The organism is Candidatus Microthrix parvicella Bio17-1 (assembly GCF_000299415.1).
Classification (GTDB): domain Bacteria; phylum Actinomycetota; class Acidimicrobiia; order Acidimicrobiales; family Microtrichaceae; genus Microthrix; species Microthrix parvicella.
The window spans coordinates 1,359,438-1,382,453 of the sequence record NZ_AMPG01000001.1; the positions used below are offsets into that span (position 1 = coordinate 1,359,438).

At 67.1% G+C, this 23,016-nt stretch carries 18 protein-coding genes; 5 read left to right on the top strand and 13 right to left on the bottom strand.

Translation table 11 applies throughout. The annotated features are described in order from the left end of the window. Positions 1-51: 51 nt before the first annotated feature. From MPARV_RS0106640 to purD, 5 genes are read right to left on the bottom strand one after another with little or no spacing between them, the layout of a single operon-like run. Entirely contained in the window at positions 52-969 is a 918-nt protein-coding gene (locus MPARV_RS0106640) for a phosphoribosylaminoimidazolesuccinocarboxamide synthase (protein WP_020377685.1), read from the bottom strand. Between the two features lie 13 nt (positions 970-982). After that, positions 983-2,428 (bottom strand): adenylosuccinate lyase, encoded by a 1,446-nt coding sequence (purB, locus tag MPARV_RS0106645; protein ID WP_020377686.1) that lies wholly within the window; start codon positions 2,426-2,428, stop codon positions 983-985. Continuing rightward, positions 2,425-2,955: a 5-(carboxyamino)imidazole ribonucleotide mutase gene (gene purE / locus MPARV_RS0106650; protein WP_031277512.1), complete on the bottom strand. Its 531-nt coding sequence runs from the start codon at positions 2,953-2,955 to the stop codon at positions 2,425-2,427. The genes purB and purE overlap by 4 nt, the downstream gene beginning before the upstream one ends. A gap of 11 nt (positions 2,956-2,966) precedes the next feature. Continuing rightward, positions 2,967-4,253 (bottom strand): 5-(carboxyamino)imidazole ribonucleotide synthase, encoded by a 1,287-nt coding sequence (locus tag MPARV_RS0106655; RefSeq protein WP_020377688.1) that lies wholly within the window; start codon positions 4,251-4,253, stop codon positions 2,967-2,969. Continuing rightward, on the bottom strand, positions 4,250-5,485 hold the full coding sequence (gene purD, locus MPARV_RS0106660; protein ID WP_040055362.1) for a phosphoribosylamine--glycine ligase: 1,236 nt from the start codon (positions 5,483-5,485) through the stop codon (positions 4,250-4,252). Before purD ends, MPARV_RS0106655 begins: the two co-directional genes overlap by 4 nt. 110 nt (positions 5,486-5,595) lie before the next feature. On the opposite strand from purD, the gene MPARV_RS0106665 reads away from it, so the two are divergent. After that, complete coding sequence (locus MPARV_RS0106665) at positions 5,596-6,849, top strand: M20 metallopeptidase family protein (RefSeq protein ID WP_020377690.1); 1,254 nt, start codon at positions 5,596-5,598, stop codon at positions 6,847-6,849. A gap of 53 nt (positions 6,850-6,902) precedes the next feature. Here MPARV_RS0106665 and MPARV_RS0106670 read toward each other — a convergent pair whose 3' ends face one another. The 4 genes from MPARV_RS0106670 to MPARV_RS22370 form a co-directional block, all read right to left on the bottom strand. Next, a complete protein-coding gene (locus MPARV_RS0106670) occupies positions 6,903-7,403 on the bottom strand; it encodes a PPOX class F420-dependent oxidoreductase (protein WP_020377691.1) in 501 nt (166 codons plus the stop codon). Between the two features lie 52 nt (positions 7,404-7,455). Continuing rightward, positions 7,456-8,571, bottom strand: coding sequence for a hypothetical protein (locus tag MPARV_RS0106675; RefSeq protein WP_020377692.1), 1,116 nt, complete (start codon positions 8,569-8,571; stop codon positions 7,456-7,458). Between the two features lie 175 nt (positions 8,572-8,746). Next, complete coding sequence (locus MPARV_RS0106680) at positions 8,747-10,030, bottom strand: adenylosuccinate synthase (RefSeq protein ID WP_020377693.1); 1,284 nt, start codon at positions 10,028-10,030, stop codon at positions 8,747-8,749. 41 nt (positions 10,031-10,071) lie between these two features. Beyond that, positions 10,072-11,334 (bottom strand): glycosyltransferase, encoded by a 1,263-nt coding sequence (locus tag MPARV_RS22370; RefSeq protein ID WP_081582118.1) that lies wholly within the window; start codon positions 11,332-11,334, stop codon positions 10,072-10,074. A gap of 159 nt (positions 11,335-11,493) precedes the next feature. Between MPARV_RS22370 and MPARV_RS0106690 the strand changes: the two genes are divergently transcribed. Further along, on the top strand, positions 11,494-13,086 hold the full coding sequence (locus MPARV_RS0106690) for an alkaline phosphatase D family protein (protein ID WP_020377695.1): 1,593 nt from the start codon (positions 11,494-11,496) through the stop codon (positions 13,084-13,086). 61 nt (positions 13,087-13,147) lie between these two features. Here MPARV_RS0106690 and MPARV_RS0106695 read toward each other — a convergent pair whose 3' ends face one another. Further along, positions 13,148-15,688: an ATP-dependent Clp protease ATP-binding subunit gene (locus tag MPARV_RS0106695; protein WP_020377696.1), complete on the bottom strand. Its 2,541-nt coding sequence runs from the start codon at positions 15,686-15,688 to the stop codon at positions 13,148-13,150. 198 nt (positions 15,689-15,886) lie between these two features. On the opposite strand from MPARV_RS0106695, the gene MPARV_RS0106700 reads away from it, so the two are divergent. Both MPARV_RS0106700 and MPARV_RS0106705 read left to right on the top strand, forming a co-directional pair. Beyond that, positions 15,887-16,567 carry a hypothetical protein gene (locus MPARV_RS0106700; RefSeq protein WP_012226159.1) on the top strand — a complete coding sequence of 227 codons (681 nt, stop codon included), beginning with the start codon at positions 15,887-15,889 and terminating at the stop codon, positions 16,565-16,567. Positions 16,568-16,598: 31 nt separating this feature from the next. Beyond that, a complete protein-coding gene (locus tag MPARV_RS0106705) occupies positions 16,599-17,492 on the top strand; it encodes a 5'-3' exonuclease (RefSeq protein WP_012226157.1) in 894 nt (297 codons plus the stop codon). 18 nt (positions 17,493-17,510) lie between these two features. On the opposite strand, the gene MPARV_RS0106710 is transcribed toward MPARV_RS0106705, so the two are convergent. The 3 genes from MPARV_RS0106710 to MPARV_RS0106720 form a co-directional block, all read right to left on the bottom strand. Beyond that, on the bottom strand, positions 17,511-18,455 hold the full coding sequence (locus MPARV_RS0106710; protein ID WP_012226156.1) for a diiron oxygenase: 945 nt from the start codon (positions 18,453-18,455) through the stop codon (positions 17,511-17,513). A gap of 76 nt (positions 18,456-18,531) precedes the next feature. Then, a complete protein-coding gene (locus MPARV_RS0106715; RefSeq protein WP_012226152.1) occupies positions 18,532-20,511 on the bottom strand; it encodes an ABC transporter permease in 1,980 nt (659 codons plus the stop codon). Next, positions 20,508-21,899 (bottom strand): ABC transporter substrate-binding protein, encoded by a 1,392-nt coding sequence (locus MPARV_RS0106720; RefSeq protein ID WP_081582120.1) that lies wholly within the window; start codon positions 21,897-21,899, stop codon positions 20,508-20,510. Before MPARV_RS0106720 ends, MPARV_RS0106715 begins: the two co-directional genes overlap by 4 nt. Positions 21,900-21,999: 100 nt before the next feature. On the opposite strand from MPARV_RS0106720, the gene ligD reads away from it, so the two are divergent. Continuing rightward, positions 22,000-23,007 carry a non-homologous end-joining DNA ligase gene (gene ligD, locus MPARV_RS0106725; RefSeq protein ID WP_012226148.1) on the top strand — a complete coding sequence of 336 codons (1,008 nt, stop codon included), beginning with the start codon at positions 22,000-22,002 and terminating at the stop codon, positions 23,005-23,007. Positions 23,008-23,016 lie beyond the last annotated feature (9 nt).

Below are 23,016 nucleotides of genomic sequence, written 5' to 3' on the forward strand. Positions count from 1 at the left end.
GCCATGATCGCACAAACCTCGGCACTCACCGGCCTGGAGGCCACAACGTCGTCACCTCACGGTGGCGCCGGGGCCGATCCGTTCGGCTGCGGCGCCGGGCCAGTCGGTGAGCGCCCTTCCCGTGAGGCGGGCATAGGCCTCTCGATAACGATCGGCGGTCTCGGCCACCACCTCGGGCGGCAGGGCGGGCGGAGGCGGGGACTTGTCCCAGGGCTGCTTGGAGAGCCACGCCCGCAGCGGTTCCTTGTCGAACGCCGGCTGCGGACCACCGGGGGCGTACCCGTCGGCAGGCCACACCCGGGACGAGTCGGGGGTGAGCACCTCGTCGCACAGCACCAGGTGGCCATCGATCAACCCAAACTCAAACTTGGTGTCGGCCAGGATGAGGCCCCGCTCGGCCGCCGCGGCCGAGCCCGCGGCGAAGAGCGCCAACGCTGCGGCCTTCACCCGCTGGGCCATCTCGCCACCCAAAATCTCGGCCGCCGCATCGGCCGAGATGTTCTCGTCGTGGGCGCCCACCTCGGCCTTGGTCGACGGCGTGTACATCGGCTGCGGAAGTCGAGACGACTCGACCAGCCCCTCGGGGGCGGTCATGCCGTGGATCGTGCCGGAGGCCGAGTACTCGCGCCAGGCCGAACCCGTGATGTAGCCCCGCACAATCGCCTCGACCGGCAACATCTCGGCCCGTCGGGTGAGCATCACGCGGCCGGCCCACTCGGGATGCTCCCCGCCGCCGGGGACATCGGCCAGATCGCAGCTGATCAGGTGCGATCCGATCGACCCGTCGCCGACCGAGGCCAGATGGTCGAACCAGTACGCCGAAGTGGCGGTGAGCACCCTGCCCTTGTCGGGGATCGGCTCGGCCATCACCACGTCGAAGGCCGACATGCGGTCGGAGGTGACCATCACCAGACGGTCCTCGCCGGCGTCGTAGATGTCTCGAACCTTGCCCGAGTAGATCAGTTCCATGTCACGCTCCTCGTCACAGCACCAGTTCCGGCGTGTACCCGGCGGCGTCGGGGTACATCCTCAGGGTCGCTTCGATCCGCTGGACCACGGTGGCCACCTGCTGCTGGGCGGTGCCGACGAAGTCGAGCGGTTCACCGAGCGCTGCGTCGATCTGTGCCCGACCAAGGCCCAATGCCGGTTCGGTGGCCAGTCGGTCGAGAAGATCGTTGCCCTCGGCGCCTGCCTCACGCATTTCCTTGGCCACCGCAACCGCATGGCGTTTGATCGCCTCGTGGGCGGTCTCGCGTCCCACGCCATGACGCACCGCCGCCATCAGCACCTTGGTGGTGGAGAGGAACGGCAGGTATCGATCGAGCTCTCGTTGGATCACCGCCGGGTACGCACCAAAGCCGTCGAGCACATCGATGAAGGTGTTGAACAACCCGTCGGTGGCGAACGCAGCGTCGGGCAGTGCCACCCGCCGCACGACCGAGTCGAACACGTCGCCCTCGTTCCACTGGTGCCCGGCCAACCCGCCGATCATGGCAACGTGGCCGTCGAGGATCACCCGAAGGCCGCACACACGCTCGGCCGACCGGGCGTTCATCTTGTGGGGCATCGCCGAGGATCCCACCTGCCCCTCGCGAAACCCCTCGGTCGCCAACTCGTTACCCGCCATCAACCGGATGGTGGTGGCCAGTGACGACGGCCCGGAACACAGCTGTGCCAGCGCTGTGACCACCTCGTAGTCGAGCGAGCGGGGGTACACCTGACCCACGCTGGTCATCACGTTGGAGAAGCCGAGGTGTGTGGCCACCCGGCGTTCCAGGTTGGCCACCTGCTCGTGGGATCCGAGCAGGTCGACCAGATCGGCCTGAGTGCCCACCGGCCCTTTCAGGCCTCGCAGCGGGTAGCGGTCGATCAGCGTTCGCAGCCGGTCATGGGCCTCGAGCAGTTCCTCGGCCGCCGATGCGAACCGCTTCCCCAGCGTCGTCGCCTGAGCAGCCACGTTGTGCGAACGTCCGGCCATGACGGTGGTGGCGTGCTCCGCGGCAAGCGTGGCGAGACGGGCCAACGAGGCGAGGGCACGGTCGGCGAGCAGCTCCATCGAACGCCGCAACTGCAACTGCTCGACGTTCTCGGTCAGGTCGCGGCTGGTCATCCCGGCGTGGATGTACTCATGCCCGGCCAGTGCGCTGAACTCCTCGATGCGGGCCTTCACATCGTGGCGGGTGATCCGTTCACGAGCATCGATCGAGGCCAGATCCACCGCCTCGACCACGCTCTCGTAGTCGGCGATCACTCCGTCGGGCACGGCCATGCCCAGCTGTGCCTGGGCGGTGAGCACGGCGATCCACAACCGGCGTTCCAGCATCACCTTGCCCTCCGGCGACCACAGCTCGCGCATCTCGGGCGAGGCGTAGCGCCCAGCCAAAACGTTGGCGATGGCCGGAGCGGCACCGGTTGAATTGACGGTCACGTGGCGGGCCCTTCGGTCTGGTTGAGGGAGGCGTCCTGGGCGATGGCCTTGGCCTCCAGCGCGTGTGCGTATTCATCGAGGGCGTCGGCCAGCATCGGGTCGGCGAGCGCCAGGATCCGGACCGCCATCAGTGCAGCGTTCTGGGCGCCGCCGATGGCCATCGTGGCCACAGGAACGCCGCCGGGCATCGACACGATCGACAGCAGTGAGTCCTCGCCCGACAGGTGTTTGGAGGGCACCGGCACGCCGATCACGGGCAGCCGGGTCATCGACGCCACCATGCCGGGCAGGTGGGCGGCGCCGCCGGCCCCGGCGATGATCACCGACAGGCCCCGAGCGGTCGCGCCCGATGCATAGTCGACCATGCGGTGAGGCGAGCGGTGGGCGGAGATCACCCGGACCTCATGGGGCACACCGAAGTCGGTCAACACCTCCGATGCAGGTGCCATGGTGTCGGCGTCCGATGACGAACCCATGATGATGCCCACCGTGGGGGTCGTCGTCTCGCCTTGACGGGCTGATGCCATGTCGGGGGTACTCATTTCGGGTCGGGGCTTCGGCCGTCCAGCATCCGTGCGACCGCCGTTGCCCTGGCGAGCGCACGGTCGACGTCGCCATCGCACACGGTGACGTGTCCGATCTTGCGGTCGGGCCTGGGGGTCTTGGCGTACAGATGGATCTTGGCCGCCGGGTCGACCGCCATGCCTGCTGCGAGTCGGCCGCGTGGTTCCGTGACCTCGGGGTCGGATTCACCGGCCCCAACCACGTTCACCATGGCGGCGGCCGGGGTACGGAGCGAGATGTCGCCGAGCGGCAGGTCGAGCACGGCTCGCAGGTGCTGCTCAAACTGGCCGGTGACGCATGCGTCCGCGCTGAGGTGGCCGGAGTTGTGCACCCGAGGCGCCAACTCGTTCACGAGCACCGTTCCGTCGGTGGTGATGAACAACTCGACCGCCAGCACGCCAACCGCCGCTGCGGCCAGCGCCACCTCGGCCCCCACCCGGCCGGCCTCCTCCACCACCGAATCGTCAAGGCGCGCCGGCACCACCACCTCGTTGCACATGCCATTTCGTTGAATGGTCTCGAAAACCGGGTAGGTGGTGTGCTCACCGCCGGGCCGACGTGCGGTCACCACGGCCACCTCGGCCGCCAGGTCGAGCGCTGGCTCCAGCACCAGCCGCACCCCGGCGCTGGAAATACCGGCCGGGGCAGAGGCGCCGCCATCGGCCCTCGTGGCCTCACACCAGTTGGCCACAAAGCCGGCGACCTCATCGACGCCATCGAGCGCGAAGACGCCCCGGCCGTCATAGCCGCCGCGGCTGATCTTGGCGATCACCTTCGGGCCATGGGCCTCGACAAAGCGATGCACCGCCCGCCCAACCGGCACGCCGTCGATCGTGGGGACCGCCGGGTCGACGATCTCGAACGGCGGAAGCGGCAACCCGGCACGGGCCAGGTGCTCGCGCTGCAACGCCTTGTCGGCCGAACGCATCGTTTCGGGGCCGGGGTGCACGATGACCCCGCGGGCCACCAACGCGTCGAGGGCCTCCCAGCTGACGTTCTCGTGGTCAAAGGTGACCACGTCGACCGTGTCGGCGAACGCGTCAATCGCTGCCACATCTTCGGGATCGCCGGTGGTAACCGATGCAAACACCCCGGGCACGCCCTCGTCAGAGGAGCCCGCCAGCACGTGAACCTCCACACCCAGCGACACCGCCGCCTGGGCCATCATGCGGGCCAACTGCCCCCCACCGATGATGCCCACCCTGGGGGGACGATCCGGCGGCAGGTCGAGCCCGGTTTCTGGCCGCAGAGCGCTGCTCATGAGGCCACGGCCGCGGCGATGTCGGTGCGCACCGTCATGCCCGGCCAGCTCAGCTCGGCCACCCCGGCGTAAGCACGCTGCCGCGCCTCGGCCACGTCGGCGCCTCTGCCGCACACCGACAGCACCCGGCCTCCGGAGCTCACCAGATCACCATCCTCCCCGATGGCCACCCCGGCGCCGTACACGGTGACGCCGGGCAGCAGGCGTGCCGCCTCCAGCCCCGAGATGTGGTTGCCGATTCGTGGGGCCACCGGGTACCCCTCGGAGGCACACACCACGTTGACCATCGCATCATCGGAGCAGGTCGGCTGCGCCTCGATCGACCCGGCGGCGGCTTGGCCGAGCAGCTCCAGAAGACTCGAGGTCATGCGAGGCAGCACCACCTGGGTCTCCGGATCACCGAAGCGAACGTTGTACTCCAGCAGTTTCGGCCCGTCCGCAGTCAGCATCAACCCGGCGTAGAGCACGCCCCGAAAGTCGATCCCGCGACGCCGCAGCGTTGCCAGCGTGGGGGCAATGAAGTCGTCGGCGACGGTGCGTGTCAACTCGTCGCTGCTCAGGTCGCCATCGGATCCATACGGGCTGTAGGCACCCATGCCGCCCGTGTTGGGGCCGGTGTCGCCATCGCCGATTCGCTTGAAGTCCTGGGCCGGGCTCAGCAACACACCTCGGGTGCCGTCGCACACGGCGAACACCGACACCTCGGGACCCACCAGGCCCTCCTCGATCACCAGCCGCCGCCCCGCGTCCCCAAACGCATCGCCGGACAGGTAGTCGTCCACCGAGTTGCGTGCCTCGGCCAGATCGTCGGTGACCACTACGCCCTTACCCGCTGCCAGGCCGTCTGTTTTGATGACGAACGGAGGCGCCATCGTGTCGAGGAAGGCCCTTGCGGGTTGGGCCTCGGTGAAGGATCCGTAGGCGGCGGTGGGCACGCCGGCCTCGGCCAGCAGGTCTTTCATGTACGCCTTGGAGCCCTCCAGTTGCGCGCCGTCGGCACCGGGGCCAAACACGAGACGTCCATCGGCGCGCAGCCGGTCGGCCAGGCCGTCCACCAGTGGCGCCTCAGGGCCGATCACATACAGATCGGCGTCGATATCCTCGGGCGGGATGTCGACCGACCCTTCAATCAGCGGGTTGCCCGGGGTGACGAGCACCTCGGTGGCATCCCGAGCCAACACGTCGGCCAACGCAGCTTCGCGTCCGCCCGATCCGACCACACAGACTCTCACCGTCCCATCATGCCCCACGCGCTGAAACCCGCCCGTACCGGAGTGGCACCTCGGCCCGTGCCTCACTGCCTCACCACCAGGCTTGAGCAGCCGGGCTAGCGTCCGGCTCCATGGGGGACCCCACGCAAACCGGCGCCACATCCGACATCAACAACGGCCCACTGGCCGAGTTGGCGGCCGAAGCCAACGGATTCGTCGACGATCTGGTGGCCTGGCGGCGCGACATTCACGCCAACCCGGAGTTGGGCCTCGACAACCCTCGCACGCGGGACCTCATCATCGAGGCGCTGGCGCCACTCAGCCTGCCAATTCGCACCGGCGAGCAGGCCAGTTGGGTGGCGGCCGACATTGTGGGCGACCCCGATGGTCCGACGATCCTGCTGCGGGCCGACACTGACGCGTTACCGATGACAGAGAACAGCGACGAGTCGTTCAGCTCCGTGGTGAAGGGGAGGGCCCACACCTGCGGGCACGACGGCCACGTGGCCATGCTGCTCGGCGCGGCACGGCTGCTGAGTACCCGGCGCAACGACCTGCCCGGCACCGTGCGCCTGGTGTTTCAGCCTGGCGAGGAGGGCCACGCCGGGGCACAGGTGATGCTGACCGAAGGCGTACTCACCGACGGGCTGACCAACCCTGTGACGGGGTCGTTCGCCATGCACGTCACCCCCAACATCCCCACCGGTTTCATGGGCACGAAAGCGGGCGCCCTCATGGCATCGGCCGACGAGTTCAGCGTGACCATCCGTGGCAGGGGCACACACGCCTCGACGCCGCACTTCGGTGTGGACCCGATGCCCGCCGCCGCCGAACTTGTCGGCGCGCTCAACTCGATGATCACCCGCCGCATCGAGGCGTTCGATCCAGCCATCCTCACCGTGGCCCACCTCACCGGCGGCACCACCCACAACGTCATCCCCGAACGGGTGTTGATGGAAGGCACGGTGCGATGCGTGTCCGACCACACACGCAGCCGGGTGGAACAGCTGTTTGCCGAAGTGGTCAACGGGGTGACCGCCGCCCACGGCTGTACTGCGGAAATCGAGTACCACCGGGGCTACCCGGTGACCGTCAACGATGCTGCGATGACGGCACTGGTGGGCGACGTGTGCCACGCCGTCATCGGTTCCGACACGATGTTTCCGCTGCCCTCCCCGGTCATGGGCGCCGAGGACTACAGCTACGTACTTCAGCAGGTGCCGGGGGCAATGGCGTTCCTCGGCGTGTGCCCAGCCGACATCGAGAACTTTTTCGAAGCACCCTCATGCCACTCGGACGTCATGCGCCTGAACGAGGACGCCCTGCCCCTCGGCGCGGCCATGCACGCCGGAGTCGCCATCGAGTGGCTCACTCGCAACACCTGAGGCAGGGCCCGGTTCGTCAGCACCAGACACGCGCTCGTCGGCGATCTCCGGATTCAGGGCTCGGGTTCAAACATCGACTCGGGAAATCCGCCACTGGCGATGGGACCCCACCGGGTGGCCTCGATGCCGATCAGGCACTTGCCCTGCTCGCTCATCGCCCTGCGGTACTCGTCCCAGTTCGGGTGCTCACCCGAGATCGACCGGTAGTACTCGACGAAACCATCGAGGGCCTCCGGCAGATCCAACACCCTCGCGTCCCCGTCGAGTTGCACCCACGGCCCGTTCCAATCGTCGGAGAGGACCACAACCGACACCTCAGGGCGGCGCCTGACGTTTGCCACCTTGGACCGCTCCGGATAAGTCGACAACACCAGGCGACCATCGGGCATCAACCCGCCGGAAACCGGTGAGATCTGCGGCCTCCCATCGGCCCGCAAGGTCGCCAGTAACCAGCGGTGACGACAGCCGACGAACTTGTCGAGCTCTGTGCGGCTGACGGTGTCGTTGCGAGCGACGTGTGCCGCCCGTGGGTCGCTGCGCGGGATTCGGGTCATAGTCAACTCTCTCACCCGCCGCACTCCAACGAGGCACGTAGGAACCGGCTCCTCAGGCGGTGAACCGGGGGGCGAGGGGCTTGGCCACCGGACCACCGACCAGCGCGGACGGGCGGCCGGACTGGGACGGCCCGGAGGAACCACTCGGTGCCGACTCGGACGACGACGGCCCGGCAGACCCGCTGGGTGGCGGCTCGGACGACGATGAAGGTGGAGTCGCCGGCGAACAATCGGCCTCGGCAATCGCCGCCACCAGTTCGATGCCGTCGATGTAGAGGCCCACTTCCGGCACCTCTGCGTCGGCGGGCAAGATCAGGTTGAGCCCTCCCGGGAAGTCGACGATGACAGCGTCGCCGTTTACCTGAAAGTACACCGGAATGAGCCCAGGGTCCCGCCCGAGATCCTCCTCGAGCGAGTCGAGGGATGCCTGACCCAGAGGTGTGAGGCCGAGGACGAGGCGCGGCGGCGTCGGCGGGCTTGAATCCGGGCATCCGGGGATGAAGGTGGCGGAGAAGTTGTCTGCAAACTCCTCCTCAATCGGCCCACCAAAGTCGTCGCACGGCCCGACCCTCACCAGCCCGGCGATCCCGTCGATCAACACGTCGCCGGGCTTAAGGTCGGCGGAAACCTCGTAATCTTCGAAGTCATCGGCGCCCACCGTGAATGTGGTTTCACCGGCGAGCACTTCAACGGCCCTGGAAGAATTGTTGAACACCATGAGCGCCGGCGGCCACAGCTCCTCGCCGATGTTGCACTCGGGGTAGAGCAGACCGCCGATGTTGGCGCCGGGACATGACTGCTCGTAGAACGCAATGATCGGCTCCAGTACGAGTTCGGACCGACTGATCAGCTCCAGGCGTTGGGTAACGGCGAGGCCTGCGACGCCGTCGACAGCAGCGAGCTCCGAGTTCGCAGCAACCGAAAAGGCCTCCAGTGCGTCCAGGTCGTCGAGTAACTCGGCCGGGGCGACGGCACGAAGCTCGACCAGGAGCCGGGTACCGTCCGAGAGCTGCTGGGCGAACTCCTCGTCATTCGTCGGCAGTTGGTTGGCGCTGTCGACCAGGTCTCGGAGTGCAGGGCAGTAGCCCGGGGACTCGACCGTCGGTTCGACCTGTGCCCCCGCGACCGATGGGACGACCAGCCCACCCATCACCAGCAGCGCTCCCATCAGGGCACCCCACCACGCGCTCCGTCGAGGACGACGTCTTCCGGATCCAATCATGGCAACCCCCCGTGGGCGCTGGGTCCAACGAGCGTGAACCTGCAATCGCAACCTAGTCCCAATCCGAACCAAGTGTGTCGGTTCCCAACCGTAGGGACGGGACGCGAACTCCCACCAAGCCTCAGCCGTGGTTGCGATGCACGAACTGTTCGCGCCCTGGGCCAACACCGACCAGGCTGATCGGGCAGCCCACCTGCGCCTCGAGGAAGGCCAGGTAGTTGCGCGCCTCCACCGGAAGTTCACCCGACTCGGTCATGGCGGTGAGGTCGGTCTTCCAGCCGGGCAGCGTCTCGTAGATCGGCTTGGCGTGGTGCAGGTCGCTCTGGTGGTACGGCAGGGTCTCGTGGCGCTCGCCGTCAACGTCGTAGGCGACACACACCGACACCTCATCGAGTTGGTCGAGGACGTCCAGTTTGGTCAGAGCGATCTCCGACAGGGAGTTGACCCGCACGGCCTGGCGCATCATCACCGCATCAAACCACCCGGGTCGTCGACGACGACCGGTGTTGGTGCCGTACTCATGTCCGACGTCCACCAGGTGGTCGCCGATCTCGTCGAACAGTTCGGTGGGGAACGGTCCGGCCCCCACACGGGTGATGTAGGCCTTGGCGATACCGACCACACGATCGATGTGGCGGGGCCCCACGCCTGCTCCCGTGCAGGCACCGCCGGCGGTGGGCGACGACGACGTGACAAACGGGTAGGTGCCGTGATCGAGGTCGAGGAACGTGGCCTGGGCCCCCTCGAACAGGACGTGTTGGCCGGCTTCGAGCGCCTCGTGCACCATGCCGACCGTGTCGGCCACGTAGGGCATCATCCGGTCTCGCACCTCGCCCAGATACTTCTCGGCCAACTCGTCGGCCTCGAAGGGCAGTCGGTTGTACACCCTGGTCAGCACCTGGTTCCTGTCGTCGAGTACTGCCTCCAGCTTCTTCTGAAAGATCTTGGGATCAAGCAGGTCCTGCACACGGATACCCACCCGGGTGGACTTGTCCGCATAGGCCGGACCGATGCCACGCTTGGTGGTGCCCAGCTTGTTTTTGCCCAGGTAGCGCTCGGTGAGCGCGTCGATCTCCTGGTGGTAGGGCAGGATCAGGTGTGCATTGCCGGAGACGGCCAGACGGGAGCAGTCGACCCCCTTGGCGGTCAGCATGTCGATCTCGGCAAGCAGCACGATCGGATCGACCACGACACCGTTGCCGATGACCGGGATGATGTGGTCGTAGAGCACACCCGAGGGCACCAGTTGTAGCGCGAACGACTCACCGTTGACCACCAACGTGTGGCCCGCGTTGTGGCCGCCCTGGTAGCGCACCACCATCGACATCTCCTTGGCGAAGAGGTCGGTGAACTTTCCTTTTCCTTCGTCACCCCATTGGGTTCCGACCACGATCGTGGCTGGCATGGCTGGTTCCTTCCGGGCGCATCGAAAGAGGAGCGCCTGAACTATGCAGCCGGGGATCCTACCGCCGAAGCGGGATCGGGCGAGGACTCGGCCAGGTCGTAGACCCCGTTTCGAGCCAACACACGGATCCGCAGCAGGTCTCGCAGTAGGCGGGCGGTGTCACGTACCACCCGCACCGTGGTCCGCTGGCTGTTGGCCACCTGCACCGGCACCTCGGACAACGACATGCGTTGTCGCTCCACCAGGTACAGCACCTCGATATCGAAGGCGAACCGATCGATTCGAGTCAGCGAAAAGATCTTCTCGGCGGCCTCGGCCCGGAACGCCTTCAGGCCGCACTGGGTGTCGCGGTAACGACCGAGCAGCACCAAGGAGGTCAGCACGTTGATGGCCCGGCTGCCCAGCTGCCTCAGTCGGCCCGCCCGCACCAGGGTGGTGGTGGCGGTGTGCTTGCGGCTGCCCACCACCACATCCCACCCGGCCTCGGTGCGCTTGAGTAGTTCCAGCACCTGATCGGGTGAGTAGGCCAGATCGGCGTCGAGGAACACCCGCGTCGACCCGGTGGCCGCCAACATGCCGGAGCGGACGGCGGCGCCCTTACCCCGGTTGACGGGCAGCGAAACCACCCGGTCGGCCCCGGCTTCGGTGGCCACACGGCTGGTGGCATCCTGTGAGCCGTCATCAACCACGACCACCTCGACCCCACCCCGATCGGCGACGCCCGCCAACCGGGTGCGCACCTCGCTGATCGTTCCGGCGATGCGGTCGGCCTCCTCGTAGGCGGGGATGACCACGCTGAGGCGAGGCACGTCGCCGCGAAGCGGTGGGGGTTCGCCAGGAGCGAACTGGTCGGACCGAACCACCGCACCCAGCACCGAGCGATAGGCGGTGGCCCGCAACAACACCGCTGCCGACAGCGACACGGCCTTCGCGATCAGCAACCCGTACACCGAACGCACGTCGAGCACCCGGGTGAAGGCGGTAAACATCACCACATCGAGCGCCAGCGAGCCCACCAGCCCGGCCAGGTATGAACCGGAGTGATCCTCGAACCACCGCCTGGTGGGACTGTTGGACAGCGTCACCACACGGTGAAGCGGCAGTGACACCAGGGTGGCCAGGCTGACCGACAGTAGGTCTGCGGAAAACGCGTCGTACCCCTGGCGGCGGATCAGCGGCACCAAGACCGCAACGTCCACCAGCGTGACCAAAACCCCGACCACCGCAAACCTCTGCACGCGGTTCGGGGCGGCACCATGAGCGACGGGACGGCGCTCTGTGGGCGGCGGGGTGGGCGTTGGCATGACAAAAGGCTACCGACCAACCGCACCCAACCTCACCGTGACTCGTCCCGGTAACGGAATCAAACATCTCCGGCCTGGTGCCACCCCAAGAACAGCCCGCCGGACGACCCGCTGAAGTAGCGTTCCCGGCCGCGCTTGAAAGGGGCCGGATTGTTCACGATGACCACCCCAAGGCGCACGGTGTTGGGAGCCGGCGTGGTGGGCGTGGCGGCAGCGGCGTTGGCCGGGTGTAGCGGTGACGATGCGGCGGGCAGCAGGGCCAAGGGCCCCAGCGGCGTGTCCAAACCCCCACCGCCCCTTCCCGACGGCCTACCCGACGATCTGTTCACCATCGGCGTGGCATCAGGTGACCCACTTCCCGATTCGGTGATGCTGTGGACCCGCCTGGTGGCCGATCCGTTGGCCCCCTCCGGCGGCCTGCCCGCCAAGCCGGTGCCGGTTACCTGGGAGGTGGCCACCGACGAGGGCTTCGACGCCGTGGTCGCCGCCGGCTCCGAGGTGGCGGAACCCCGCTGGGGGCACTCGGTGCATGCCGACGCCACGGGCCTCGAGCCGAACACCTGGTATTGGTATCGCTTCTCGGTGGGAGCGACCCAGAGCGTGCCTGCACGGACCCGCACCATGCCGGCGTTCGACGCCACCCTCGACACGTTGAGAATGGCCGTCGCGTCGTGCCAGGAGTTCAACTCGGGCACCTACGCCGCCTATGGCGCCATGGCCGAGGACGACCTCGACCTGGTGGTCTTTCTCGGCGACTACATCTACGAGCACGGCGGGGGGCTCATGGAGCCCAAGGTTCCACCCCGGGTCACCGAGACGCTGGACGACTACCGGGTGCAGTACGCCGCCTACAAGCGCAATCCGCTGTTGCAACGGGTGCATCGTCAGGTGCCATGGGTGGTCACCTGGGACGACCACGAGGTGGGCAACAACTACGCCGGGAAGGTGCCTCAGGAACCGGAGTCAACCACGGGGTACGCCAACCGTCGCTCCGCCGCTTATCAGGCGTATTGGGAACACATGCCAATTCGAACCGGCCCGCCCGAGGCAGATGGGTCCTTGCAGATCTACCGATCGGTGAGAGTGGGCACGCTGGCTGAGTTCTTCGTGCTGGATGGGCGCCAGTATCGAAGCGACCAGGTGTGCGGCGATCGCTTGGCCGTACCGGCATCAGCGTGTCCCGAGCGGCTGGAAGCGAGCCAAACCATGCTGGGCGCCGAACAGGAGCAGTGGCTCGCCGATGGCCTGGCCGCCAACGACACCACGTGGACGGTCATTGCGCAGCAAACGGTGGTGTTCCCGCTGGTGCTCAATGACCTGGTGCTCAACCTTGATCAGTGGGACGGCTACGTCGCCGCCCGTGAGCGCATGTTTGACGCCATCATCGACGCCGACCGGGAGAACGTGGTGGTGTTGTCGGGAGACATCCATTCCGGAGGGGCCAGCGACCTGTTCGCCGAGCGCAACGGCACTCGGGTGCCTGTTGCCCATGAGTTCGTCAGCACATCGATCTCCTCGCTGTCGATCATCGCCGAGCTGGGACCCGACGTCGTCCAATTGGTGGAGCAGGTCGCCGAGGACGCCGTGTACGTCAACGCCGAGGACCACGGCTACTGCCGCGTCACGATCACCCCGGAGGGATGGACGACCGAGTTCATGACCGTGGCAAACGTCAGCGACGACGACGCGCCCGCGACGGTGGATGCAACCGTCGAGCTCACTGCCGGAGCCAGGAAGCTCGTGCGGCGATAGGCCGGGGAGCACAGAGCGCGCTCCGGTGCCGCCCTGCACCCCCCGGTTGCCTGCGTGTCGATCAGGCGGGGTTGACCACCGAGCTCAGCTGGTAGTCGCCGTCGGCGATGTCGATGGTGACTTCGGAATTCTCGGTCACCGTGCCCTCCAGGATGGCCATGGCCAGACGATCGCCCAGCTGGCGCTGGATCACCCGCTTCAGCGGACGGGCGCCATAGTCGGGGTCGAAGCCCTCGTCGGCCAGCCTGGTGCGCGCCTCCTCGGTGAGGGCGAGCCCGATGCGGCGATCGGTCAGGCGGCGGCGCAGACGGTCGAGCTGGATGTCGACGATCTGATCGATGTCGGCACGGGTGAGTTCCCGGAACCGGACGATGTCGTCCAACCGGTTGATGAACTCGGGCCGGAAGAAGTCGCGGGGCTCGCCGGGCAGGTTGGAGGTCATGATCAGCACGACGTTGGTGAAGTCGACCGTGCGGCCCTGTCCGTCGGTCAGGCGCCCGTCGTCGAGCAACTGCAACAGCACGTTGAACACGTCGGCGTGGGCTTTCTCAACCTCGTCGAGCAGCACCACCGAGTACGGCCGGCGACGAACGATCTCGGTCAGCTGACCGCCCTGGTCGTACCCGACGTACCCGGGAGGCGCACCGATGAGGCGGCTGACCGAGTGCTTCTCCATGTACTCGGACATGTCGATGCGCACCATGGCCCGTTCGTCGTCGAACAGGTAGTCGGCCAACGATCGGGCCAGCTCGGTCTTGCCCACGCCGGTGGGGCCGAGAAACAGGAACGTCCCGATTGGACGGTCAGGGTCGGAGATTCCGGCGCGGCTGCGACGGATGGCGTTGGCCACGGCCGTGACGGCATCGTCTTGGCCCACGACCCGTCGCTCGAGCACCTCCTCGAGGCGCACCAGCTTGGCCATCTCGCCTTCCATCAGGCGGCTGACCGGGATGCCGGTGACCCGGTTGACCACCACGGCCACGTCCTCTTCATCCACCTCTTCCTTCAGCATCTGCTTCTCGGCCTGCAGCTCGGCAAGTTCGGCGGTGGCCGCATCGATCCGGCGTTCCAGCACCGGAAGGTCGCCGTAGCGCACCTCGGATGCCCGGCTGAGCGAGCCTTCACGCTCCGACCGGTCGGCCTCGGCGCGCAGGTCCTCGGCCCGTTCCTTCATCTCCCGGATCTCGTGGATCTTGGTCTTCTCGGCGGTCCAGTGGGCCTTCAGGCCGTCCAATTCCTCGTTGAGGTTGGCCAGCTCCTCGTCCAGTGCCTCCAGCCGTTCGGCCGAAACGGCATCGGACTCCTTGGCCAAGGCGACCCGCTCGATCTCCAAACCGCGGATGCGGCGGTCGATGACATCGATCTCGGTGGGCATCGAGTCGATCTCGATTCGCAGCGTGGAGGCGGCCTCGTCGACCAGGTCGATGGCCTTGTCGGGCAGGAACCGGCCGGTGACGTAGCGGTCGGACATGACCGCCGCTGCGACGAGGGCCGAGTCCTGGATGCGTACGCCGTGGTGCACCTCGTAGCGTTCCTTCAGGCCTCGCAGGATGGCCACGGTGTTTTCGACCGAGGGCTCCTCCACCAGCACCTGCTGGAAGCGGCGTTCCAGGGCAGCGTCCTTCTCGATGTGCTTGCGGAACTCGTCCAGCGTGGTGGCACCCACCATGCGCAGTTCGCCCCGGGCCAGCATTGGCTTGAGCATGTTGCCCGCGTCCATCGAACCTTCGCCGCTGGCCCCTGCGCCCACCACGGTGTGCATCTCGTCGATGAACGTGATGATCTCGCCGTCCGATTCGGTGATCTCGCGCAGCACGGCCTGCAGGCGTTCCTCGAACTCACCCCGGTACTTGGCGCCGGCCACCATCGCCGCCAGGTCGAGCGCGATCACCCGCTTGTTCTTCAACGACTCGGGAACGTCCTCCTCCACGATGCGCTGGGCCAGGCCCTCGACGACGGCGGTCTTGCCGACGCCGGGCTCACCGATCAGCACCGGGTTGTTCTTGGTCCGGCGGCTGAGCACCTGGATCACGCGACGGATCTCCTCGTCGCGGCCGATCACCGGATCGAGCTTGCCGGTGCGGGCCGACTCGGTGAGGTCGCGCCCGTACTTCTCCAGGCTCTGATAGGTGTCCTCGGGGTTTTCGTTGGTCACCCGCTGGCTGCCCCGAACCTCCTGCAGCGCCGACAGCACCTGGTCGCGGTCGACCTGCCCCAGGCGGCGGCCGCCGCCAGGCCGCTTCTGGTCGGCGTCCACCAGGGCCAGCAGCAGGTGCTCGGTGGAGAGGTATTCGTCGGTCATGTCCTTGCGCAGAACAACGGCAGCGTCGATCAACGCCGTGAACTCTCGCCCAAACCGGGTCTCGCCGCCGTGGGACTGGGGCAAGGCCGCCACGGCCTCGTCGGCGGCATTACGGACCGCCACCGGGTCCAGCCCCAGACGCCGGATCAGGGGCAACACGATGCCCTTGTCCTGACGGAGCAACGCTCCAAGCAGGTGATCAGGGGTGATCTCGGGGTTTGCGCGCTCCCGGGCCGCGGCCTGGGCGGCCTCGACGGCATTGCGGGTCAGTTGGGTCCAGGTATTGGGATCGAGGGGCATGTTGTCGACCTCTCTGTCGATGCGGGGTGGGCGGTGGCAGGCAGCAGCATCCCGAAACGCCCAACCAAACTTGATGGTAGGACGCTTAGGTTTTCTGTGCCCTTATTGTAACCCGCCCAACCATCGTTCGCATTCCCCGAGGCCCCAACAACCGCCACCAAACCAAGGGCGCGCACCCTCCGCTACCGTGACGATCTCATGGCAGACGACGAAGATCGCTTTGACACGGTTTCCGCTCCGCCACAGCGCCTCCCGGCCCGCACCGCCCTCCGGCTCGTGGTGGCCGGCTGCGTCACCATGGCGGTCGGGGCGGCGCTCCTCATGGTGACGGTGGGGCTGTTCGACAACTCGTTGGACCGTGCGAACGAGCGCAGCTCTCGGGACGGAGAACTCGAGGCCGAGGTGTCCGCCGGCGAAACCTCCTTCGTCGACCTGGACGGCCCACGGGTGTGGGAACTGTTTGGGCTGGTTGATCCAGCCGGCAACGACCCGATCGTGCCCGAAGACGTCGCCATGCCGGCCGTTCGGATCACCGACTCCAACGGCACGGTGGTGCCGCTCCTCAGCGGCGGGACGACCACACGGCGTTTCGAAGGCGATGTAGTGGGGGTCAGCCTCGGGCGGTTTCGCACGACGGCCACGGGGACGTCCGAGGTGCAGGTCGCTCCGAGCACGGGCGACGTGGCTTCGGTGGGCATCGCCACAGGTGCCATGCCGGACCTCGGCGATGTTGGTGGGGCGGCGGGCACCTTCTTGGCGACCGCCGCGGCCGGCTTACTCATCGGCCTCGGCAGCCTGCTGGCCTTGGTCGGGCTCGGCGCTTGGGCCTGGTTTCGCAGTCGGGACCGCGGCCGCACGAGCCTCGCTGACCCCCCATGAGCCATGCTGGCGATATGACCCAGGCCATGCCATGACGCAGACCGGCGCAGTACACGTCCACCTCGTCGACGGCACCTACGAGCTGTTCCGCCAGTTTTATGGTCGCAACAGTGGCCAGAGGAATGCCCAGGGGGTCGAGGTGGGGGCGGTGCGGGGGGCCCTCCGCTCCACGTTCGCCCTCCTCAATGACGGGGCCACCCATGTGGGTGTGGCGACCGACCACGTGATCGAATCGTTCCGCAACGACCTGTACGATGGCTATAAGACCGGCGAGGGGATCGACGCTGACCTGTTCGGCCAGTTCGGGCTGTTCGAGGACGCCTTACGGGCGGCCGGCTTCACCGTCTGGCCCATGGTGGAGCAGGAGGCCGATGACGCCCTGGCCGCCGCAGCCAGACTGGCCTCGGATGACACCTCGGTGGAGCGCGTGGTGATCCTCACGCCGGACAAGGACCTGGGCCAGTGCTGTGCCTGGCCCAAGGTGGTGCAGTACGACCGGCGCAACCAGGTGTTCCGGGACTCCGACGGCGTGCGCGAGAAGTTCGGCGTCGACCCCGAGTCGATCCCGGACTGGCTGGGCCTGGTGGGCGACACCGCCGACGGGTTCCCCGGGCTGCCAGGATGGGGCGCCAAATCGGCCGCCACCGTCTTGGCCCACTACAAACACCTGGAACACATCCCCGACGCCCCTGGCAAGTGGGAGGTCAGCGTGCGCAGCGCCGCCAAACTGGCGGCCACCCTCGCTGAGCAACGTGCCGACGCCCAGCTGTTTCGCACGATCGCCACCCTGCGCACCGACGCCGATGTCGGCACGGTGGACAGCTGGCGCTGGAGCGGCCCCACCCCCGAACTGGAGCGGTATGCGGCGATGCTCGACGCACCCGACCTCATCCGAACCGCAGAACGGCTTGCCTTGACGAGGTAGGCCGCAAGCGAGGCGGTGTTATTCGGCTCTTAGCAACCGGCCGGCGCCCGGAAGCACCTCGTCGGCGGTGCCGTGTTCGTCGACTCCGCAGAGGTTCTGCCATGCCTGGGGGATGGCGCCACGTTGCAGAATGCCCGCATTGATTACGGCGTCCAGAACCGGACGGGTCGATACCCGCCGAAGTTGCACACGGTTGTCGCATCGATTGACCCGCTTCCACGTGGACCACGCGTCCAGCCCCACCTCCGCATACACCCCGGGTTGCACCATGAAGCGGAACAGGTCGTGGATCACCAGCGGAGCGATGCGACGCACCACGGTCCGTTCCACGCGCGAGGCAGCCGCCCAGACCTCGGGCAGCATCATGCGCGCGAAGCTGAGGTGCCTGGCCTCCTCCTGACGGTGATAGCGGTTGACCTCGGCCAGAAAAGGGTCGGTGTCCGGATGCTCCGACGCCAGTTTCTGCATGCGATCGGGGATCTCCTCTCCGGCCAACACGAGCACGTACAACATGGCGGGGTGCCGGGTGATCCAGCCGGAACCGAAGCGGTCGAGGCGGTCGACCCAAACCTTGCCGTCCAAGGGGTTCGATGCTTGGGGGTCGATCTGGGAGACGAGCCGGGCAAAGACCCGCTGGTGACGGGTCTCCTCCCCCATCTCGTGCAGCAGGTAGGTGACACGGGGGTCGGTCAGGTCCGGGGCGTAGGCCACCTGGCGGGCGAAGCCCATCTCGAGGATCGCTTCGAATCGGATCCCCGCGGAAAACATCGATGCCACTTCTTCGCGGCTCAGCGTTCGGCGCTGGTCGACAGTCAGGTCAAGATCCAACCCGGCTGTGCTCAGCAGTTCGTCGGGCATCAACTGCCCGTCGCCCAGCGCTCCGGGCAGGTCGACGTCGGGTTCGATCACCCGCTTGAGGGAGGCTCGATTCAGTCGCTCAACACGTTCGGCTGTCGCAGTCATGGTTTGAGTCTACGACCGTTCACCCAACTCGGCGCTCACAACAAAGCGGGGAGCCCGGCGCTCGGTGACCACCTGCTCAACCCCCCACTTCGGATTTGAGAACCGCCCGGGGTTCGGCTCGGTTGAAGGAGCGTCCGATGGCGGCCGACTTCCAGCGGTGGCGCACCACACCGGTGATCCCTTCCGGGGCAAGTATCGCCACCACGATGAGTGCCATGCCGTTGATGGCGAACTGCGTAGTCGACGACGAGGTGGAACCGCTGAGGGCGGTCACCAGGCCTTCCGGTGCGAGTGCGCCTGCCAGGAGCGCACCGGAGATCGAGGTGATCCCTGCCAGATAGGTCAGCGCCACCACCGACAACGAGACGAACACCTGATAGCTCTGTACCGACAGGCTTTGGCGTTGATAGGCCAAGAGCACGCCACCCACCCCGGCCAACGCCGCCGAGACCGCAAAAGCCATCAGCTTCACCTGGGACACGTTGACACCGGCCGCGGCGGCGGCCCGCTCGTTGCCCCGAACCGCCAAGAAGGCCACCCCCACCCGGGACCGCAGCAAGCCCGCCACCACCAGAGCAGCAGCGCCGCACACCACCACACAGACCACCCCGAAGATGGGACGGGGAAATTCGGCACCCGGCGCCGAGATCGACAGGTCGGCACCAAAAAGCGAGAGCTTGGGCGCCCGAACACCCTCCACGCCTCCGGTGAACCAGCTCCACTTAAACAGCAGTTCCTCAATTGCAACCGCTGCGGCCAGGGTGGCGATCGCCAGGCTCATACCTCGCACCCGCGCTGCCGGCAGTCCGACCAGCACACCCACTGCGGTAGCAACCACCACCGCCAGCACCGGGGCCAGGAGCCCCAGGTTGGCTGCGGAGAGTCGAACCAGAGCGAACCCGGCCACTCCGGCGAACGCCAACGGGGCCAGGGAAATCTGCCCGACCCAGCCGGTGAGCACCACCACCGACAAGCTGATCACCGCGGCGATGGCAGAGGCGATCAGCCCGCTGCGAAGGTCAGGGCCCACCGCGAACATCGCCGCGGCAGCCAGCGGCACGCCCACTGCCGCAACGACAACGGCGTGGCGGGGCTGTGGTGCCCCGGGAAACCTGACCGCGGCGAGGGCACCCCGGTCGGGCAATGGACGACCGCGCAGCAGCATTACCCCGAGGATCACCAACAGCGGCAGTCCCTGCTGCCACCCGACCTGCGGCACCCAGGTGTGATCGGCCTGCAGGTTGGTCAATTCGGAGGCGCCCATGCCCAGCACCAACCCACCGATCACCACCGCGCCGTAGCTTCGGAAGCCGCCGAGCAAGGCGGCAGCCAAGGCCGGGACCACCGCCAGGCTGGTGGTCAGCGGGTCGAGGCGGGTGATCTGCGCTGCGAGGATGGTGAAGGTGCCCGCCAGGCAAACCGCCAACGACCAGTTTCCCAAGGCCAACAGGTCGGGACGCAGGCCCGCCAACACCGCTCCCCGCTCGTTCTCCGCCGCGGCCGTGGTGGCCAACCCGAACCTGGTGCGGTTGCCGACCAGCCACAACGCTCCCGACACGGCCGCCACCATTGCGGCAACGTAGAACTGATCGGACGTGACCAGCCGGCCAAAGACGTTGAGGCCGGAGTCGTCCACGATCGTTCGAATCATCACCTCACCGGGAAAGCGCAGTTCGGCAACCGCCCACAGGTAGAGAAACAGGCCGACCGACGCCACCACCTGGGCCAGCGGTGGTGAACGACGAAGCGGCCGAAACACCAGCAGGTAGACGACGGCCCCCAGCACCAGCCCGTAGGGGATGAACACGGCCAGCGCAGTGGCCAACGTTGGCCGTTGCAACACATGAAACGACGCAGGCAGCCCTACGAGCGGCAGGGTGACGTCACCGGTCTCGCGAAAGTTGAAGAAGGCCAGGGCGACAAACATGCCCAGCGCCCCCTGGGCCAGGTTGATCACACCCGATGCCCGGTAAACCATCACCAGACCGAGCCCCAGCGCAGCGATGGCGGACCCCGCTCCCAGACCAAGCAGCAGGTAACCGAGGTGCGAACTCACAATTGGTTCAGCAGGGCGGGTACGTCGATCCAACCATCGGAGACCTCGGCGAACTCGTTGGGGCCGACCAACTCGGCCAGTACCTGCTGGGGGGAACACAGCGAGGGCATGTCGGGCACCTGCTTGCCGTCGCAGGTGTACGGATGGCCGTCAAAGCTGGGCTCGTCCACCGCAGTACGAAACTTCTCAATGATCTGCTTGGGGGTGGCCTCCGCGCCCAGGTCGTCAAGCACGGCCCACAGGTTCATGGTCGACCGGAAGCTGACCGTGGCAGCGCCGGCAGGGTTGAGGCCCTTGGGGCCGTACTCGCCGACCGCTGCGTTGTAGATCTCGGTGTCGGCCGAGTCAACCACCCGCTGGTTGAGCCGGCCCTCAATGTTGAAGATGGTGCCGACCGTCTTCTCGACACCCACCTGGTCGAGCCACTTCTTATCGGCACAGGCGCCCATCATGTACACCGGACCATCCAACTTGAGGTCGGCGATGGCTTCGAGCGCAGGCGCGCAGGATGTATCTGCAGCGCCGACGATCAGCGCGTCGGGTTTGGCTTCGAGGGCCTTCTGGATCGGCGCCACGACGTCGGTGGACGTGAGTGGAAACGTCACCTCCACCACCTCGTCCACGCCGAGGGACTTCATCAGCTGAGCGCCGTATCGGTGTGCTCCGTCGGCGATGGCCCCGTAGTCGACGTACACCATCCCCACCTTGTCGGCCTTGATCCGTGTCGCCGCGTCGGCGGCGAATGCCGCAAACGCCCCCGAGGTACCACCAGAGAATTGGAAGCTGATCGGGCTCGTCATCTCGTCCACCCCGACCGGTACACCGCCCACATAGGGCACGCCGGCCTCCTCCAAAAGCGCGATGCCGGGCCCGCCCATCACGTTGATTCCACCGAGCACCGCCACCACCCCGGCATCCAACACCTCCCGGGCGCAGCGCTGCGAACTCTCGGGCGATAGCGACACCGAGCACGGCACCAACTCGATTGGATGTCCGTCCACACCGCCCAACTCGGCGTTCACAAACTTCACAGCGGTCTCAGTGGCCTGAAGCAGTTCCGGCAGCGCGGCGATCGGGCCGTCGTTGATGCCGATAAAACCCACCTTCACCGGCGTTGCGTCGGGGTCTGCCTTCTTGGCTTCGGCCGGAAGCTCGCCATGAAACCAGTTCGCACCGGGAAACCGCTCGATCACAGGCCCGTCGTTGCGAACCGCCTCGTAGCCACCCGCTGCCATCACGTCGCCCGCACCAGGGTCTGCTTGGGCCTGCTCGCCCCCAACCGGACCGGTTTCGGAGCATCCGGCCGCCAGCGCCACGGCCGACAACACCACAGTGGCGACAACCGGGCGCAACGCCGAGTTCCGTCCGCTTACTCCTCGAGCTCTCATGGGTCCCCCTCCAGATGCGATCGTAGACGTTGACGCCCGTCACACCTCGGCGGCGAGAATGCCTGATCGATCACAGCGGGGTCCGTGGCAGACTTCGCCCATGGCCACTACGGCGATCGAGGTGCAGGCGGGTGACCGGTTAGTACGCGTGTCCAGCCCCGACCGCGTACTTTGGCCCCAAGTCGGCATCACCAAGGGCGACCTTGCCCGATACTGGGCTTCGCTTGGCGAGGTTGGCCTGAGGGGGTACCGCAACCGGCCGGTACACCTGCACCGGTTCCCCAAGGGCATCGAAGAGCAGGGGTTCTTCCAGAAACGCATCCCCAATCAGCGGCCCGACTGGATCCACCGAACCCACATCGTAGGACCCAACGGCACGGCATCCGACGCCCTCTGTCCGACCGATGTGGCGCACCTGGTGTGGGGTACCCAAATGGGCACCATCGAGTTTCACCCCTGGCCCACCCGAAGCCGGCGGCCGGATCACCCCGACGAACTCCGTGTGGATTTGGATCCGTCGCCCGGCACTGGGTTTGCCGAGGCCCGCCGGGTGGCCGCACTCACCCGGGAGGTGTTGGAGGAGGTGGGCCTCACCGGATGGCCGAAGACGTCGGGCAAGCGCGGCATCCACGTCCTGGTGCGCATCACCCCGAGCTGGGACTTTGTGCAGGTGCGGGATGCGGCCGTCGCGCTGGCTCGGGAGCTGGAGCGGCGGGCGCCGAACCTGGCAACCGCCGCCTGGTGGAAAGAGGAACGCGGCGCGCGGACGTTCGTCGACTTCAACCAGAACTGCCGAGACCGCACCGTGTGCGGCGCATGGTCCCCGCGACCCACACCCACGGCCACCGTGTCAGCGCCCTTCCGCTGGGCCGATCTCGATGACATCGAGCCCGGCGATATCACAGTGGCCAACGGTGTCGCGCACGTAGCCGCCCAAGGCGACCCACATGCAGACATCGACAAATCGCCTGGCTCCCTTGGCGGGCTCTTGGCGTGGGCCGATCGGGACACGGCCAACGGGCTACCCGATGCGCCATGGCCGCCCACGTTCCCCAAAATGCCCGGAGAAGACCGCCGCGTGGCACCCAGCCGACGAGCGAGCTCGTGACTTCACTCG

Excerpts from the sequence above, each read along its gene's own strand:
- MPARV_RS0106655 (WP_020377688.1), bottom strand. The coding sequence starts at position 4,253 with ATGAGCAGCGCTCTGCGGCCAGAAACCGGGCTCGACCTGCCGCCGGAT.
- MPARV_RS0106695 (WP_020377696.1), bottom strand. The coding sequence starts at position 15,688 with ATGCCCCTCGATCCCAATACCTGGACCCAACTGACCCGCAATGCCGTC.
- MPARV_RS0106680 (WP_020377693.1), bottom strand. The coding sequence starts at position 10,030 with ATGCCAGCCACGATCGTGGTCGGAACCCAATGGGGTGACGAAGGAAAA.
- MPARV_RS0106720 (WP_081582120.1), bottom strand. The coding sequence starts at position 21,899 with ATGAGAGCTCGAGGAGTAAGCGGACGGAACTCGGCGTTGCGCCCGGTT.
- MPARV_RS0106705 (WP_012226157.1), top strand. The coding sequence starts at position 16,599 with ATGACGCAGACCGGCGCAGTACACGTCCACCTCGTCGACGGCACCTAC.
- MPARV_RS0106700 (WP_012226159.1), top strand. The coding sequence starts at position 15,887 with ATGGCAGACGACGAAGATCGCTTTGACACGGTTTCCGCTCCGCCACAG.
- MPARV_RS0106640 (WP_020377685.1), bottom strand. The coding sequence starts at position 969 with ATGGAACTGATCTACTCGGGCAAGGTTCGAGACATCTACGACGCCGGC.
- MPARV_RS0106690 (WP_020377695.1), top strand. The coding sequence starts at position 11,494 with ATGACCACCCCAAGGCGCACGGTGTTGGGAGCCGGCGTGGTGGGCGTG.
- MPARV_RS0106710 (WP_012226156.1), bottom strand. The coding sequence starts at position 18,455 with ATGACTGCGACAGCCGAACGTGTTGAGCGACTGAATCGAGCCTCCCTC.
- ligD (WP_012226148.1), top strand. The coding sequence starts at position 22,000 with ATGGCCACTACGGCGATCGAGGTGCAGGCGGGTGACCGGTTAGTACGC.
- purE (WP_031277512.1), bottom strand. The coding sequence starts at position 2,955 with ATGGCATCAGCCCGTCAAGGCGAGACGACGACCCCCACGGTGGGCATC.
- MPARV_RS0106665 (WP_020377690.1), top strand. The coding sequence starts at position 5,596 with ATGGGGGACCCCACGCAAACCGGCGCCACATCCGACATCAACAACGGC.
- MPARV_RS0106670 (WP_020377691.1), bottom strand. The coding sequence starts at position 7,403 with ATGACCCGAATCCCGCGCAGCGACCCACGGGCGGCACACGTCGCTCGC.
- MPARV_RS0106675 (WP_020377692.1), bottom strand. The coding sequence starts at position 8,571 with ATGGGAGCGCTGCTGGTGATGGGTGGGCTGGTCGTCCCATCGGTCGCG.
- MPARV_RS22370 (WP_081582118.1), bottom strand. The coding sequence starts at position 11,334 with ATGCCAACGCCCACCCCGCCGCCCACAGAGCGCCGTCCCGTCGCTCAT.